The organism is Labrys sp. LIt4 (assembly GCF_017813775.1).
Lineage (GTDB): Bacteria > Pseudomonadota > Alphaproteobacteria > Rhizobiales > Labraceae > Labrys > Labrys okinawensis_A.
Genome location: NZ_JAGIPY010000006.1, coordinates 296,323 through 311,694 on the forward strand (window position 1 = coordinate 296,323; position 15,372 = coordinate 311,694).

The 15,372-nt window shown below is 63.9% G+C and carries 13 protein-coding genes; 8 read left to right on the forward strand and 5 right to left on the reverse strand.

The features are described from left to right. The first annotated feature begins 5 nt into the window (after positions 1 to 5). The 5 genes from J8I29_RS14280 (at position 6) to J8I29_RS14300 (ending at position 4,964) form a co-directional block, all read left to right on the forward strand. On the forward strand, positions 6 to 1,220 hold the full coding sequence (locus J8I29_RS14280) for a sugar ABC transporter substrate-binding protein (RefSeq protein WP_209432148.1): 1,215 nt from the start codon (positions 6 to 8) through the stop codon (positions 1,218 to 1,220). Positions 1,221 to 1,290: 70 nt separating this feature from the next. Continuing rightward, positions 1,291 to 2,214: a sugar ABC transporter permease gene (locus J8I29_RS14285; RefSeq protein ID WP_209432149.1), complete on the forward strand. Its 924-nt coding sequence runs from the start codon at positions 1,291 to 1,293 to the stop codon at positions 2,212 to 2,214. Further along, positions 2,211 to 3,044: a carbohydrate ABC transporter permease gene (locus J8I29_RS14290; protein WP_209432150.1), complete on the forward strand. Its 834-nt coding sequence runs from the start codon at positions 2,211 to 2,213 to the stop codon at positions 3,042 to 3,044. Before J8I29_RS14285 ends, J8I29_RS14290 begins: the two co-directional genes overlap by 4 nt. Before the next feature lie 46 nt (positions 3,045 to 3,090). Next, complete coding sequence (locus J8I29_RS14295; RefSeq protein WP_209432151.1) at positions 3,091 to 3,972, forward strand: sugar phosphate isomerase/epimerase family protein; 882 nt, start codon at positions 3,091 to 3,093, stop codon at positions 3,970 to 3,972. Continuing rightward, on the forward strand, positions 3,969 to 4,964 hold the full coding sequence (locus tag J8I29_RS14300; RefSeq protein WP_209432152.1) for a Gfo/Idh/MocA family oxidoreductase: 996 nt from the start codon (positions 3,969 to 3,971) through the stop codon (positions 4,962 to 4,964). Before J8I29_RS14295 ends, J8I29_RS14300 begins: the two co-directional genes overlap by 4 nt. A 364-nt stretch (positions 4,965 to 5,328) precedes the next feature. On the opposite strand, the gene J8I29_RS14305 is transcribed toward J8I29_RS14300, so the two are convergent. The 5 genes from J8I29_RS14305 to J8I29_RS14325 all read right to left on the reverse strand — a co-directional run bounded on the left by J8I29_RS14305 (position 5,329) and on the right by J8I29_RS14325 (position 11,605). Further along, positions 5,329 to 7,299 (reverse strand): glycoside hydrolase family 127 protein, encoded by a 1,971-nt coding sequence (locus tag J8I29_RS14305; protein WP_209432153.1) that lies wholly within the window; start codon positions 7,297 to 7,299, stop codon positions 5,329 to 5,331. Between the two features lie 24 nt (positions 7,300 to 7,323). Next, positions 7,324 to 8,187, reverse strand: a complete 864-nt coding sequence (locus tag J8I29_RS14310; RefSeq protein ID WP_105860579.1) for a carbohydrate ABC transporter permease — start codon at positions 8,185 to 8,187, stop codon at positions 7,324 to 7,326. Beyond that, positions 8,184 to 9,065 (reverse strand): sugar ABC transporter permease, encoded by an 882-nt coding sequence (locus J8I29_RS14315; protein WP_245197013.1) that lies wholly within the window; start codon positions 9,063 to 9,065, stop codon positions 8,184 to 8,186. Before J8I29_RS14315 ends, J8I29_RS14310 begins: the two co-directional genes overlap by 4 nt. A 206-nt stretch (positions 9,066 to 9,271) precedes the next feature. Next, on the reverse strand, positions 9,272 to 10,516 hold the full coding sequence (locus J8I29_RS14320) for a sugar ABC transporter substrate-binding protein (protein ID WP_105860581.1): 1,245 nt from the start codon (positions 10,514 to 10,516) through the stop codon (positions 9,272 to 9,274). Positions 10,517 to 10,543: 27 nt separating this feature from the next. Then, complete coding sequence (locus J8I29_RS14325; RefSeq protein ID WP_209432155.1) at positions 10,544 to 11,605, reverse strand: LacI family DNA-binding transcriptional regulator; 1,062 nt, start codon at positions 11,603 to 11,605, stop codon at positions 10,544 to 10,546. Between the two features lie 400 nt (positions 11,606 to 12,005). Here J8I29_RS14325 and J8I29_RS14330 point away from each other — a divergent pair, with 400 nt between their 5' ends. The 3 genes from J8I29_RS14330 to J8I29_RS14340 are packed head-to-tail and all read left to right on the forward strand — an operon-like array spanning position 12,006 to position 15,369. Then, positions 12,006 to 12,920, forward strand: coding sequence for a transketolase (locus tag J8I29_RS14330; protein WP_209432156.1), 915 nt, complete (start codon positions 12,006 to 12,008; stop codon positions 12,918 to 12,920). Next, positions 12,917 to 13,891 (forward strand): transketolase C-terminal domain-containing protein, encoded by a 975-nt coding sequence (locus J8I29_RS14335; RefSeq protein WP_105860584.1) that lies wholly within the window; start codon positions 12,917 to 12,919, stop codon positions 13,889 to 13,891. Before J8I29_RS14330 ends, J8I29_RS14335 begins: the two co-directional genes overlap by 4 nt. After that, positions 13,891 to 15,369: an FGGY family carbohydrate kinase gene (locus J8I29_RS14340; RefSeq protein WP_209432157.1), complete on the forward strand. Its 1,479-nt coding sequence runs from the start codon at positions 13,891 to 13,893 to the stop codon at positions 15,367 to 15,369. Before J8I29_RS14335 ends, J8I29_RS14340 begins: the two co-directional genes overlap by 1 nt. Positions 15,370 to 15,372 lie beyond the last annotated feature (3 nt).

Sequence of the window (15,372 nt, forward strand, 5' to 3'; positions counted from 1 at the left end):
AGACGATGAGGACAGGACTGACAAAAACGCTGAAGGCGCTCGGTATCGCCTGCGCCCTGAGCGCCGGCATGATGCTTGGGGCCGCCAAAGCGCAGACGGTGCGCTTCTGGTATCATTTCGACAATCCGGCCAACCCGATGGACGATCTCATCAAGAAGTTCGAGGCGGCCAATCCCGGCATCAAGGTCGAAGCCGAAAACGTGCCGTGGAACTCCTATTACGACAATCTCTACACGGCAATCGTCGGCGGCAATGCGCCCGACGCCGCCATGGTGAAGCTGTTCGCCCAGCCCCGCCTCGTCGAGATGGGAGCCCTGGAGCCGATCGGCGATCGCATCGATGCCTGGCCCGGCAAGGCGGACCTGCTCGACAATCTCCTCAATCTCAACAAGGGACCGGAGGGCAAGCAATATTACCTGCCGATCCAATATGTCGTTCTCTATCTCTATTATCGGGCCGACCTGTTCAAGGCCGCCGGGCTCGAGCCGCCCAAGACCTGCGACGAGTTCCGCGAGGACGCCAAGAAACTCACCAAGGCGCCGGAGACCTATGGTTTCGGCCTGCGTGGCGGCAAGGGCGGCTGGGACCAGTGGGGCACCTTCGTCTTTTCCAAGGGCGCCAAGCTCGAACCGGGCGGCCTGACCAACCCGGAGGCGATCGCCGCCAACAAATGGCTGGTCGACATGTACCGGGAGGACAAGTCGATTCCGCCCTCCGCGCCCAATGACGGCTTTCAGGAAATCATCGCGGCTTTCAAGGCCGGCAAGACGGCGATGACCATCCACCATATCGGCTCGTCCAACGACCTCGTCAAAGCACTGGGCGACAAGGTCTCGGCGGTGCCCGCTCCGGCCTGCAACGGCAAGCAATGGACCTCCTATGGTGATGAATCGCTGGCGATCTTTTCCTCCTCGCAGGTGAAGGACGCTGCCTGGAAATGGATCTCCTTCCTGGCGGAGGGACAGAACAATGTCGAGTTCAACAAGGCCACGGGCCAGATGACGGTGACCAAGTCGGGCTCGGCCAACTGGACGCTGCACCAGAGGCGCTTCGTGGACGCCACCGTGCAGTCTCTGCCCTTCGCCTCGGTGCTGCCGCAGACCCCGGCCACGACCGAATTCGTCAACACGGCCTGGCAGACCAACATGCAGCAGGCCCTGACCGGCGCGGCGACGCCCGAGCAGATGATGCAGCAATTGCAGACCTTGTTCGCAAACTAGGCAAGGGCGCCGGGCTTTCCGCGCGGTGCGCAGAAAGCCCCTCTTTCTCCTCTCACCGTCACGCCGGGCCATGTCGCTGCATTCGTCCACCTCCGAACTCGACCGGGAATTCGCGGTACCCCTGCGGACGCGGCTGATGCCCTATGTCCTGTTGGCGCCGGCCCTGCTGGTTGTGTTCGTCGTCGTCTTCGTCCCGATGATCGAGGCCGTCTATACGAGCCTGTTCGATCTGGTGCTGTGGAAGCCCAATGCCGCCAAATTCGTCGGCTTGGGCAACTACATCAGGCTGTTTGCCGATCCGGTGTTCTGGACAGCGCTCTGGCACACCGTAATCTGGATCGGCCTCACGGTGCCGCTGCAGATGGGGCTTGGCCTGGTTGCCGCCCTGCTGCTCAATCGCGACTTTCCCTGGCGCGGCCTGGCCCGCGCGCTGATCATCATCCCCTGGGCGCTGCCGAGCGTGGTCATCGCCCTGATGTGGCGCTGGATCTACGATCCCAACACCGGCGTGCTCAACGACATGCTGCTGAGCGTGCACCTGATCCAGAGCGCGGTGCCCTGGCTCGCCGACCCCAATGTCGCGCTCTATGCCGTGATCGCCACGCTCACCTGGCAGGGATTCCCTTTCTTCGCCGTGATGATCCTCGCCGGCCTGCAGGGCATTCCGCGCAGCCAGTACGAGGCCGCCTCCATCGACGGCGCCACGCCCTGGCGTCAGTTCGTCAACGTCACCCTGCCCGGCATTGCACCGGTCCTGGCCACGGCCGGGCTGCTCCGCGTGATCTGGGTCGCCAACTCGATGGACGTCATCTTCGTGATGACGGGCGGCGGTCCCGGCTACGCGACCCACACGCTCCCCCTCTACGCTTTCATCAAGGCGCGCCAGAACCTCGATTTCGGCTATGGCACGGCGATAGCGGTGACCTTCACCATCCTGCTCGGCGCCTTCGTCGCCATCTACATCATCCGCACCATGAAGGAGGTCGAGCGATGAACAAGCCGTCGACCCTCCGGCGCATTCTCACCACCGACCTGCCGGTGGCGGCGATCGTGCTCTTCGCGCTCGGGCCCTTCGCCTGGATGATCCTGACCTCGCTCACCCCGTCCGAGCGCATTGCGGCGAGCGGGGTTTCGCTCTCGCCCATCGGCTGGAGCTTCGACAACTACACCCGCCTGTTCGAGCAGACTTCCTTCCTCGGCAATATGGGCCATAGCCTGATCATCGCGCTCGGCACGGTCGTCGTCGGCCTTGGCGTCTCGGTCACCGCCGCGTACGCCTTCTCGCGCTTCCGCTTTCTCGGCCGGCGGGCAATCATGCTGCAATTCCTGCTGGTGAACATGTTCCCGGTGGTGCTGCTGATCCTGCCGCTTTTCGTGCTGATGCGCCGGCTCGGCCTGCTCGACACCCATCTCAGCCTGATCCTGGCCAATGCCACCGTCGCCATTCCCTTCGCGGTGTGGATGCTGACGAGCTATGTGGCGGCCATTCCCAGAAGCCTTGACGAGGCGGCGATGATCGACGGCTGCTCGCGCCTGGCGGCGCTGCGCCGGGTGATACTGCCGCTTGCCATGCCCGGCATCATCTCCACCGGCATCTATATCTTCATCACCGCCTGGAACGAGTATCTCTACGCGCTCACTTTGGGCGGCAAGAACGTCCGCACGGTGACCGTGGCGATCCAGACCCTGATCGGCGAATACCAGATCGAATGGGGGCTGCTCGCCGCCGGCGGCGTGGTCGGCGCCCTGCCCGCGACGCTGCTCTTTCTCATCGTGCAAAAACGCCTGGTCGGCGGCCTGACCCAGGGAGCGGTGAAGGGATGATGAAGCCAGCACCGCGCCTGCCCTCTGTAAACCGTGAAATGAGCCAATGAATTCTATCGGCCTGATATCGATGCAATATGCCCGGCCCTTTGCCGCCGAGCATTTTCCCCTTTTCGCCCGCATGAAGGAACTCGGCTACGACTTCGTCGAGCTGCTGGTGCCCGAGCCCGGGGAAATGGACCTCGCCGCGGCCCGCGCGGCCCTGGCCGATGCTGGCCTTGGGGTGGTGTTGGCAGCTCGCGTCAATTTGCAGCGCAACCTGTCCTCGGAAGATGCAGCCAGCCATCGCGCCGGCATCGACTATCTGAAATATGCGGCGGACTGCGCGGCCGCGCTTGGCGCGACAGTGGTGGGCGGCCCCCTGACGGGCAATCCACTCGTCTTTGCCGGCCGCGCACCCCAGCCGGTGTCAGAGACCGAGCGCCTCGCCCGCAAGCAGCGCTGTGTCGTCGGCCTGAGGGAAGCCGGCGACCATGCCGCAGGCCTTGGCGTCACTCTCGCCATCGAACCTCTGAACCGTTTCGAGAGCGACGTCCTGTGCACCACGCAGCAGGCGATGGAACTGCTCCAAGCCGTCGATCACCTCGCCGTGCGGCTGATGCTCGACACTTTCCACATGCATATGGAGGAAGCCTCCATCTCCGAGGCTATCCGCCTGGCCGGCTCTCTTCTCGTGCATTTCCAGGCCAATGAGAACCATCGCGGCTTTCCGGGGACCGGTTCCACGGATTGGGTCGATGTCTGCCGTGCCCTTCATGACATCGACTATCGCGGGCCCATCTCGCTTGAGCCCTTCAGGCGCAATGACGATCGCTTCGGCGTGCCTTTCGCACAATGGCGGCCCCCGCATGAGGACGAGAGCGAGCGCCTCGCCGCCTCCGCCGCCTTCATCCGCTCCCACATCTCGCTGACGGAATTTCGCAGATGACCTTGAATATCGGCTGGATCGGTTGTGGCGTGCATGCCACCCAGATGCTGCTGCCCCAGCTCATCCGCCACGACGTTAAAATCGCGGCCCTTTGCGATATCGACGGCAAACGCCTGGCGGATGCCGGCCGCCAGTTCGGCGTTTCGACGCTCCTCACTGATGCAAGCGCGTTGATCCGCACGCCCGGCATCGATGCCGTCGGCATGGCCGTCGGCCCCGACCAGCATCTGGCCTTCGGCAAGGCGGCGCTGGAGCATGGCCTGCCGGTCTTCATGGAGAAACCTCCTTCGGGGTCGGCCGAGGGCGCCCGCCTGTTGCGGCAGGCATCCGAGAAGGCCGGCAAGCCGTTGCTCCTCGGCTTCATGAAACGCTATTCGGTGGGCAACAAGATCGCGCACAACATCCTGAAATCCGGCCGTTTCGGCCCGGTGCTCGGGCTTACCGGCTACTATATGACGGCGCCCGGCTATTTCGCCGGCAATGTCGATTACACCGGATTTTTCCTGCACCATTGCGTGCATTACATGGATCTCGTCTCCCATCTCGTCTCACCCGTCACCGCCCTGACGGCGCGCAAGGTGGAGAAGACACCGGGCCGCGTGCTCTTCCACATCGCCCTGGACTTCGATTGCGGCGCCATCGGCACCATAGCGATGGGTACGATTCAATCCCGGGGCACGCCGGTCGAACGGATCGAATTGATGGGCGATCATCAACGCCTGGAGATCGAAGACGTGGTGGAGGTGCGCTGGCATCGCGATCCGCCCTTCAAGACGGCGGATGCGCAGGCGACCCTTATCGACGATCAGGACAGCCTGACCTGGAAACCCAATTTCACGGCCGCCGCCAATGAGGATTTCAAGGGCTACCACGCTCTCCTCGCCGACGTCGTTCCCGCCCTGAAAGGGGAACACACGCCCGCCCCGACCATTCAGGACGGCGTGGTGGCCATGGAAAGGCTCGAAACCCTGAGGAAGGCTCTGAGCCTGTAATACCAGATAACATCAGGACCTCCTGGCATCGCAAGCATCCTTGCCTGCTCTTCCGGCCCTCTCGCAGAGGGCAGGCAAGGACGCCCATCGGCGCTAAACATGGGGTTGGAAGCGCGGGTTCTTTACCCTCCCCTCGATGGGGAGGGTCGGCCTGAAGGGCCGGGGCTGGGTGGAGCTACGCAGGTCTCGACGACGAAAGCCGTAGATTCTTGCGGAGAAGTCACCCCTCCCCGACGCTTCGCGTCGACCCCAGGCCATTCAAGAGGTATGGCCGACCCCATCGAGGGGAGGGTATGGTCGCACTAAGATCGCCACGTCGCCGGTGGAGATACCGCATCGCGCGACTTGCCCCGCCATGAACGGATTACGGTTCGTCGCGCAGCCACACCCGCATCTCACCCGGCTGCCGGTTGTCCCAGGCGAAATAGGGGACGGCCCGCACCATGGTCTGCTCTCTGACGGGACGCGCGCTTCGGTAGAGAGTATCGCCCCAATCCGAGCTCCGATCGGCAACCGCCTGGCCCGATAAAGTCACCACCCCACCCAGCAGATCGGGCGCCTCGACGGCCTCGATCGACGTTGCCGACGGCAAAACAAGGCTGTGGAGCGGCTCGGGATTGTCGACTTCCTCGACGCAATAGACGATCGGCCCGCGGGCGAGCGCGACGCGGCCGGCATCCTGGCGAACCCTGGGATTGGCGTAGATACGCCGGGCCGGCATGTCGAGGTCGAGGCGGATCACGTCGGTGCCCTCCCATTCGCGATCGAGGGTGACGTATCCATCGGCCAGGGCATCCTCGACATCGACACCTTCGCCATTGACCGTCAACTGCGCCCGTGGACACCAGCCGGGAACGCGCAGATGCAGTTTGAAGCGCAGCGGCCGGTCCATGTCGAACTTGATCGAGACGGCGCCATCCCAGGGATAGCGGCTGCCCTGAGTCAAAACGACCTCACGCCCTTCCACCTCGAACCGGATGGAGCTGTCCCCGTAGAGATGGACGGCGACGGCACGCTCGCCCAGGCCATAAATATAGGTGCCGATCGAAGCGACCATGCGTCCGATATTGGGCGGGCAGCAAGGACACCGATGCCACTTCCAGCGATTGTGCCGTCCCCGGCTTTCGAGCGGGTTTTCGTAGAAGAAGCGGGAGCCGTCCAGCGACAGGCCCGAGATCGAGCCGTTGTAGAGCGCCTGCTCCATCACATCGGCATAGCGTCGGTTGGGGCCCACGCCCAACATCCTGCTTGCCCAGAACACCAGGGCAACCGAGGCACATGTCTCGGCATAGGCCGTTTCGTTGGGCAGGTCGTAATCGGAGGTAAACCCTTCATTGGCCGCCGATGGGCCGAGCCCGCCGGTAACATAAAGGTTCTTGCTCGTCAGGTCGTTCCAGAGGCGCTCCAGCGCGGTGCGGAGGCTGTCGTCAGCGAATTCCGCGGCGATATCGGCCATGCCGGCATAAAGATACATCGCCCTGACGGCGTGGCCGACGACCTTGTCCTGCTCCCGCACGGGCTTGTGGGACTGGTTATATTCATACGTCTTGAAATGGTAATCCTTCGGATCGGCGCCACGCGCCCTTGCTTCTTCATCGAAGTAGTGCGGCTGCTGGCCGCGCTGGTCGACGAAATAGCGCGCGAGCTCCAGATATTTGCGCTGCCCCGTCACCCGTCCGAGCTTGACCAAAGCAAGCTCGATCTCCTCATGCCCGCAATAGCCTTTCCGCTTGCCCGCCTCGGCCCCGAACATCTCGCCGATGTGATCGGCAAACCGGCACATGATATCGAGAAGCTTGCGCTTGCCGGTGGCCTGGAAATAGGCGACCGCCCCCTCGATGAGATGGCCGGCGCAGTAGAGTTCATGGCAATCGCGCAAATTCGTCCAGCGCAATCCCGGCTGGATGCGCTGATACCAACTCGACAGATAGCCATCCTCCTGCTGAAGCTTGCCGAACAGGTCGATGACCGCGTCGATCTTGCGCTCCAATTCGTCGTTCCGGCGGCGGTAGAGCGAATAGGCGGCGGTCTCGATCGTCTTGCCCCAGTCGGAATCCCAGAACATCTGGGTCGTCACCGTGGCGCCGGTGAACTCGTTGCCGGTCGGCGACATCGAGTGGAAGGGAATGACGACACCCGGCGACGGAACGTCGGGATCGATCTGCTCGAGCATGCGGGCCTCGACGCAGCGATCGTAGAGGATATCGGCCGTGCGCGAGGCAACGGCATCGACGCGGGCGCCCCAGAACCCGGCGACTTCGACTTGTGCCACCGAGGGTGGGCGAAAGGTGGTGTTGGCAGGCATGGTGCCGGGCGTGGCATTGAAAACAGACATGAAAGGATCTCCAGGTAATATCGGCTACTTCACCGCGCCGGCCGTGAGCCCGCGAATGTAGTAGCGCTGCAAGAGCAGGAAGAGGACGAGGCAGGGAATCATCATCACGGTGACGCCGGCCTGCACCGCGCCCCAATCGATGGCGCCGAAGCGGCCCGACTGCAGGGCCGTCATCATGACGGGCAGAGTGAACTTGCTCTGGTCCGTCATCAGCACCAAGGCAGCGAGGAATTCGTTCCAGGCACCGAGAAAGGCAAAGAGCGCGATCGTCACGATCCCGGGCCAGACCAGGGGCAGCATCACGCGGATCAGCAGGCTGACATCATTGGCCCCATCCATGCGGGCGGCCTCCTCGATCTCCCGTGGCACGGCATCGAAGGCATTGCGCATCATGAAGATGGAGAACGGTAGCTGCAGCGTCACATAGACCCCGACCAGGCCGGTCAGCGTGTTGTGCAGTCCCAGCTTCGTAAGGATCAGGAAAATCGGCGTCAGGATCGACTGGAACGGGATCATGATGGTCGACAGGATCATCATGAACAGCAGGTTCTTGAACGGAAACCGAAAGCGGGAAAACCCGTATCCGGCCAGCACGCTGATCAATACCGACAGCAGCACCGTCATGCCGGTGACATAGATGCTGTTGAGTGCCGGCTGGGCCAGGCCATTGCCGAAGCCGTTCAACGCCGAATAGTTCTCCAGCGACAGGCCGGTGCTCGGCCAGGGCGGCAAGGGAGGCTGGCGCGCCTCCATCGGCGATTTGAGGCTGGACAGGACCGTCCAGACGATCGGCGCGGCGAACACGGCCGCAATGAACACGCCGATCGCATGGTTCCCCGCAAAAGAGATCAGGGACCGTCTTTCCGTGGCAGCGACGAGCGTCTTCATTCCACGCCCTCCGGCTGACGCAGGACGCGCAGCTGGATCAGACTCAAGACGATCAGGACGACCAGCAGCACCATCGACAGGGCGGCGCCATAGCCAAGCTTGAAGGAAACGAAGGACTGGTTGAAGATCCAGTAGACGGCGGTAAGGGTCTGGTTGTTCGGACCGCCGCGCAGGATGATGTAGAACTGGTCGAAGGCCAGCACCGATCCTGATACCGACAGGATAAGAGCGAGCGCGAGCGTACGCCGCATCAGGGGCAGCGTGATCAGGCGAAAGCGGGCCAGGGCCCCCGCCCCGTCGATCTTGGCCGCCTCGTGCAGTTCGCCCGGGATGGACTGCAGGCCGGTCATCAGGATGACCATGGTGAAGCCGGCGACCTTCCACACCACCATGGCGATGATCGACCAGAACGCCGGCTGGAAACCGGCCAGGAGATTGATTTTCCTTTGCGTGAGGCCAAGCTCGAACAGAGCCGCGCTGAAGAGGCCGGAGTCGACGTTGAGCAGCCAGGACCACAGCAGGCTGGCGGAGGCGAAACCGACGACGACCGGCATGAAGAAGAAGGTGCGGTAGACGCCGACGCCCGGCCGCGGCCTTTCGATGAACAGGGCCAGCGGAAAGGCGACGGCGAAGATGGCCACCGTCACGATCACCGTGTAATGGGCGGTAAAGCCGAGCGCCGACCAGAAGCGCGTGTCACGGGCGATGGCCAGGTAGTTGGCGATGCCGATGAAACGCGGTACCCCCATCAACGGCCAGTTGTGCAACGACATCCAAGCCGTCATGCAGAGCGGCATGATGAAGAACACGCCCACAAAGGCAATCGCCGGCGCGATATAGACCAGCCCCATGAGATTGCCGGAGCTGCGGCGGCGCATTCGCGTCCGCGCGCGCGGCAAGGCTGCCGAGACACTCATCGTCCTCTCCTGTCGATGCGAGGCCATCGAGCCGCCTCTGGAGCAGAGTACGATTCTCTTGAATCGTATTTTCTCTCTAACTCTTTGTTTTAACGCATTTTCTTAATCGAAAAGCCGATCGGCTTATCTGGAAAACGCTTTCGCGAGGCGGCGGCAATTGCCGGGCGCTATTGCGGGGCGGTATCGATAATGGACTGCATGGTCTTCTGGGCGGTGGCGATGGCCGCTTCGACATCTTCGCCGTAAAGGGCCTCCCCGATCATCTGGTTCCACGGGCCATTGGCCGAGTTGATGATGTCGTTGAAAACCGTGCTGTAGGGCGTGCGGCCCTTGGCCATGGCCTCGGCGGCGATCTGGTAGCGCGGATCGAGATCCTTGAGGGCTTGCTTGGCAATATCGCCGCGCACCGGCAGGCTGCCATATTTGGCCAGCAGGGTCTGCCCCTCGATGGAATAGGCAAATTCGAGGAACTGCTTCACCACCGCGAGCTTGGCGGTTCCCTTGGTGACGACGAAATTGTCCCCGCCCGCGAAGGACGACCAGCCGCCATCCTTGCCGGGCAGGAAGGTGACGCCATAGTCGATGTCGGGATATTGCGTGTTCAAGGCCCCGATAGCGAAGGCGCCGGAGGGGCTGATACCGATATTGCCGGCGGCGAAGGCCGCGAAGAAATTGGCGCCGGTGTCGCTTTGGGCGCCGGCCGGAACCAGGTCCTTCTTGATCATGGAGCGATAGAAATCGATGGCGGCGCGCAGTTGCGGGCTCTCCAGCGTGGCCTTGGTGCCGTCCTCGGAGAGAATGTCGCCGCCGGAGGCCCATACCAGCGGGGTCAGGGTGAAAATGTTGCAGCCCGGGCAGTTGCCGGAAAAGTAATAGCCCTTGATGTTGCCGCCGAGGGCATTGATCTTCTCGGCGTCCGCCTCGATTTCAGCCCAGTTGGCAGGGCCTTTTTCGGGATCCAGCCCCGCCTTCTTGAACAGCTTCTTGTTCCAGATCAGTACCGAACTGTCGGCGGAGAACGGCAGACCATAGATCCGGTCGTGATAGGTGCCCGTCTTCACATGGGCCGGCGACAGGGCAGAGAAATAGGGCAGCGACTTGGCCCAATCGGTGATGTCTTCCAATTGGCCCGAAGCGGCAAAGGCCGGCGTATAGATCAAGTCGAGCGACAGGGCATCCGGTGCCGTACCGCCTGCCGCGGCAGCACCATATTTGGTGATGATCTCCGCATTGGGAATGATGTCGAGCTTGATCTGATTGTCATGGCTCTTGTTGAACGCGTCGACCACTTTCGGCATGAAGTTCGAAGCGTCGGCGCGGACCCAGATGGTCGCCGTCTCAGCGCTCCATGCCGGCAGCGCGATCACCGCTGTGGCGAGCCAGGTCGCCAGGCCTATCATCAACTTTCTCATTGTTTCCTCCCCTTTGGTATCACCGACCTAGCCACCCCTTGTTGACGGGGTCTCACCGTCGTGGCGCGGACTGCCGCAGGACTCCCGCACCACAAGCCGACAAGGCAATTTCCTGACGCCCGGCTCCACCGGGCGACCGTCGACCTGAGCCAGCAGCGCCAGCCCGGCCTGCCGCCCGAGCGCGGCCAGGTTCATGTCGATGGACGTCAACGGCGGCCGGCTCTGGGAGGCGATGATCTCCCAATTGTCGAAACCGATGACCCCCACATCTCCCGGCACGCTGAGGCCGCGCTCGCGCAGCGCGTCGATCACCCCCCGCGCGATCATGTCGTTGCCGCAGAAGATCGCATCGGGTTTGGCTCCCCGTCCCGCAAAGAGCCGCCCCACCGCTTCGTGCCCCCATGCCTCGGACCAAGCTCCCATCAGGGGAGGAAAGGGCGACAATCCAGCCTGAGCCTGCACATCGTGGCAGGCCTTGGCGCGAAGATTCACGACGGAGAAGCTTGCCGGGCCAGTAATATGAGCAATCCGGCGCCTGCCGAGGCCCAGGAAGTGTTCGGTCGCAAGGCGGGCCCCGGCTTCGTCGTCGGAGACGAACGCCGCCGCGCCCGGATCGGGTTCGGTAAAGGCGTAGACGGCCGGTATGCCGAGATTCGAGAGGTCGACCGGAAGCCGGCGGTCTATCCGCTTGCCCGTGGCGATAATGCCGTCGACCCGCTTGTCGAGCATGGCATTGACGTGGAGCTGCGCCAGGCGCGGATCGTCCTCGACATTGCACAGGAAGACGGAGACGCCCTTGTCGACCAGGGCGTCGGTAATCCCCGCCATCAGCGGGAGCGAAAAGCGGCCATAGGTATCGTTGGTCAGCAGCCCCACCGTAAAGCTGCGGCGGCGGAGCAGGCTCTGCGCCAGGGCATTGGGTCGAAATCCCAACCGTGCGGCAACCTCGCGCACCCGCTTGCGGGTTTCGGCCGTCATCCGTCCCTGACCATTGAGTGCTTTGGAAGCCGTGGCGAGGCTGACGCCGGCGGCAGCCGCGACGTCCCGCAGCGTGACGGGTTCGGACGCCCCCTCGCCTCCCTTCGACATCACAGCTCCTCACCTGAGAAAAGGTTTTCTCTTTCCCAAAATAGCGACGCCAAGCGTAAAAGGCGCGGCTTTATTGTGAGAAAAGGTTTTCTCACTTTTATAGCAGATCGAGGCCTCGGACAAGGCCTATTCATCGGACGATCGAAATCGGCTCCCCCGGCGAGATTGCCCTTCGACGATAGGCCGCGCGCGCACAATGAGTGAGAACCCACGCCCAGCCATCCTGCATTTGGGAGCCTCAGTAGCGGTTTACGGCCAATCTCCGCTCCAGGCCTCGATCATCCCACGTCCCCCTCTTACGCACGTCGAGCGTTCGCGGCGCTTGACAAAGTGTCGTTCTGGCCTCAGAATGAATTTAATATCACATATGAATAAATATTCGTATCGACATGGAGGACTGATGACGGCGCCCCCCCACGCTTTGAATCTCGTTGAAGCCGAGGCGTCCGGGCCTGCCTCGTACCCGGCACCGCTGGCGGCCGTCGCGCCTCCGAGCTTCGAGAAAACCGGCGATCCCGCCGCGCTGGCGGAGATCGCCCGTCAGGTGCGGATCAAGATCGTCAGGACCATTGCCTTGGCAGGCCTCGGCCATGTCGGCGGCGATCTCTCGGTGACCGACATCCTCACCACGCTCTATTTCGGCGTGCTCAATGTCGATCCCGCCGCCCCGGCCAAGCCGGACCGGGACCGCTTCATCCTCTCCAAGGGACATTGCGCCGCCGCCTTCTACAGCGTGCTGTCGCTGCGCGGCTTCTTCGATCCGGCCGCCGTCGATACCTTCATGAAGCCGCTGGCGGCCCTCAACGGCCATCCCAACCGCCGCAAGATCCCGGGCGTCGAAGCCAATACCGGCCCGCTCGGCCATGGCCTTCCGATCGGCGTCGGCACCGCCGTCGGGGCCGCGATCACCGGACAGGATTGGCGCACCTTCGTGGTGCTCGGCGATGGTGAGCTGCAGGAAGGCTCGAACTGGGAGGCAGCCATGGCTGCCGGCCATCGCAAGCTCGCCAACCTTACCATCATCGTGGATCGCAACCGCTTCCAGCAGGGCGCGGGTACGGAAGCCACCAACACCCTCGAACCGCTCGCCGACAAGTTCCGCGCCTTCGGATGGGAGGCCATCGACGTCGACGGCCATGACATGACAGCCTTGCTCCGCGTACTCGCCGCCCGCGGCACGGACCGCCCCCGGGCCGTCATCGCCAAGACCTATAAGGGCCGCGGCGTCTCCTTCATGGAAGATCGGGTGGAGTGGCATCACAAAGTGCCGAGCGCCGAGCAGGTCGAGATCGCATTGAAGGAATTGTCGCTATGAGCGCCCCCGAAGCTCCCCGCCCCGCCGGCGCCCCAGAGACGTTCGACTGCCGGGTCGCCTTTGCCGAGGAACTGATCGCCCTCGCCCGTGCCGACAGCCGCATCGTAGCCGTCTGCAACGACAGCGTCGGCTCGAGCAATCTGGGGGCCTTTCAAAAGGAGTTCCCGGACCGCCTGGTCAATGTCGGCATCGCCGAGCAGAACATGGTCGGCGTCGGCGCCGGCCTCGCCAATGCCGGCCTGATCCCCTTCGTCTGCGCCGCAGCTCCCTTCCTCACCGGCCGGGCGACCGAACAGATCAAGGCGGACTGCGCCTATTCGCAATATCCGGTGGTGCTGTGCGGCATGTCCCCCGGCATGGCTTATGGCGAATTGGGTCCCACCCATCATTCCATCGAGGATTTCGCCTGGATGCGGGCAATTTCCGAACTCACCGTGATGGCGCCGGCCGATCCGCAGGAAACCCGCCAGGCGGTTCGCTGGGCAGCGACTGCGGGCAAGCCCGTGTTCATGCGTGTCGGCCGCTTCAAGATCCCCGCTGTGAACAGGCCGGGCGACAGCTTCCTACCCGGCAAGATCGGTACGCTGCGCGAGGGCAGCGACGTGACGCTGGCCGCGATCGGGACCATGGTGTCGCGAGCCCTTGAAGCAGCGGACCTGCTTGCGGCACGAGGCGTCTCCGCCCGCGTCCTCAATGTCTCGACGCTGAAGCCGCTCGATGAAGAGACCATCCTGCGCGCAGCTCGCGAAACCGGCCGCATCGTCACCGTGGAAGAAGCGATCAATGTCGGAGGCCTCGGAGGCGCCGTCGCGGAGACGGTGGCCCAGCACCATCCCGTGCCGATGCGAATTCTCGGCGTTCCGGGCTTTGCACCGACGGGCGACACCCAGTTCCTGCTCGATCATTTCGGCCTGAACGCCAAGGGCATCGTCGAGGCGGCGCTCGCTCTCCTGGGCAAGGGAGCACATTGATGGCCGGCCCGCTCGTTCTCGCGATCGATCAGGGCACGAGCTCCACCAAGTGCCTGCTGGTGGACGGTTCCGGTGCCGTGGTCGCGCGCGGACAGGCGCCGCTGCGCGAAAGCCATCCCCAGCCCGGCTGGGTCGAGCAGGACGCCGAGGAGATCTGGCAGAGCATCAGGGCCGCCGTCGCGGCCTGCGTCACGCCCGAACAGGCCCGGGCAGTCGTCGCCGCCGGCATCAGCACGCAAAGGGAATCCTGCCTGCTGTGGGACCGCAAGACGGGTACTGCGCTTTCGCCCGTGCTGTCCTGGCAGGATCAGCGAACCTCGGCGCTGGCGCAGGCGATCGCCACGCCCGACACGCTTGTCCGGGTACGCCAGGTCAGCGGCTTGCCGCTCGACCCGATGTTCTCAGCCCTCAAGCTGCGCTGGCTGCTCGACCAGATCGATCCGGACCGCGCCAAGGCCCGTACCGGCGACATCCGCGTCGGCACCATCGACAGCTGGCTGCTGAGCCGTCTGTCCGGCGAGCATCTCACCGAGGTGGGCAACGCCTCCCGCACGCAGTTGCTCGACGTTGTCAAGGGCCGCTGGGATGAAGGCCTTCTGGAGCTGTTCGGCGTACCGGCCGAAGCACTGCCGCGCCTCACGGCCTCGAGCGGCCCCTTTCCGGTCCTTCGCGGTCTCGCGCCCCTGCCGGACGGAATCCCGCTCCTGGCGGTGATGGCCGATTCCCATTCGGCACTTTTCGCGCATGGCGCGATTCAGCCGGGCGAAGCCAAGGCCACGCAGGGAACAGGTTCGTCCGTGATGGGCCTGATCGCGGATGGCGCCGCCCTCGATCCAGGCCTCTGCCTTACCATCGCCTGGGCCATCGACGGTGTCGGGCCCGGGCAGCTCGCCCTCGCCGCCGAAGGCAATATCAGGGCGGCAGGTTCCACCTTGCGATGGGTGGCCGGCATTCTGGGCGTCGATACGGACGAATTGGCGAGGCTGGCGAGTACGGCCCCGAGCAGTATTACCCTGGTGCCCGGCTTCACCGGACTCGGCGCACCGTGGTGGGACGCCGAAGCCGTCGGCCTGTTGACGGGCATCACGCTCGGCACCGACAGGAATGCCATCGCCCGCGCGGCCATCGACAGCATCGCGCATCAGATCGCCGACGTCGTCGAGGCTCTCGAGCGCAGCGGCTCGCCGGCGCATCGGCTCCATGTCGATGGCGGCCCCACCCGGAACGACCAGCTCATGCAGATGGAGGCCGACATGATCGGCCGCCCCATCCTGCGAGGGCATACGGCTGAACTCTCGGCGCTGGGCGTTGCCCATCTGGCCGGTCTCAAGGCCGGATTCTGGGATGCCAGGAAACTCGCCGCGCTCGAACGTCCGCGGGATGTCTTCGAACCGGCGATGGGCGCAGCCGAACGCCAGGCCGAGCGCCGGCGCTGGCTCGATGCCGTGGCCCGTTCGCGCCTGCGACCGGGCACCTGATTC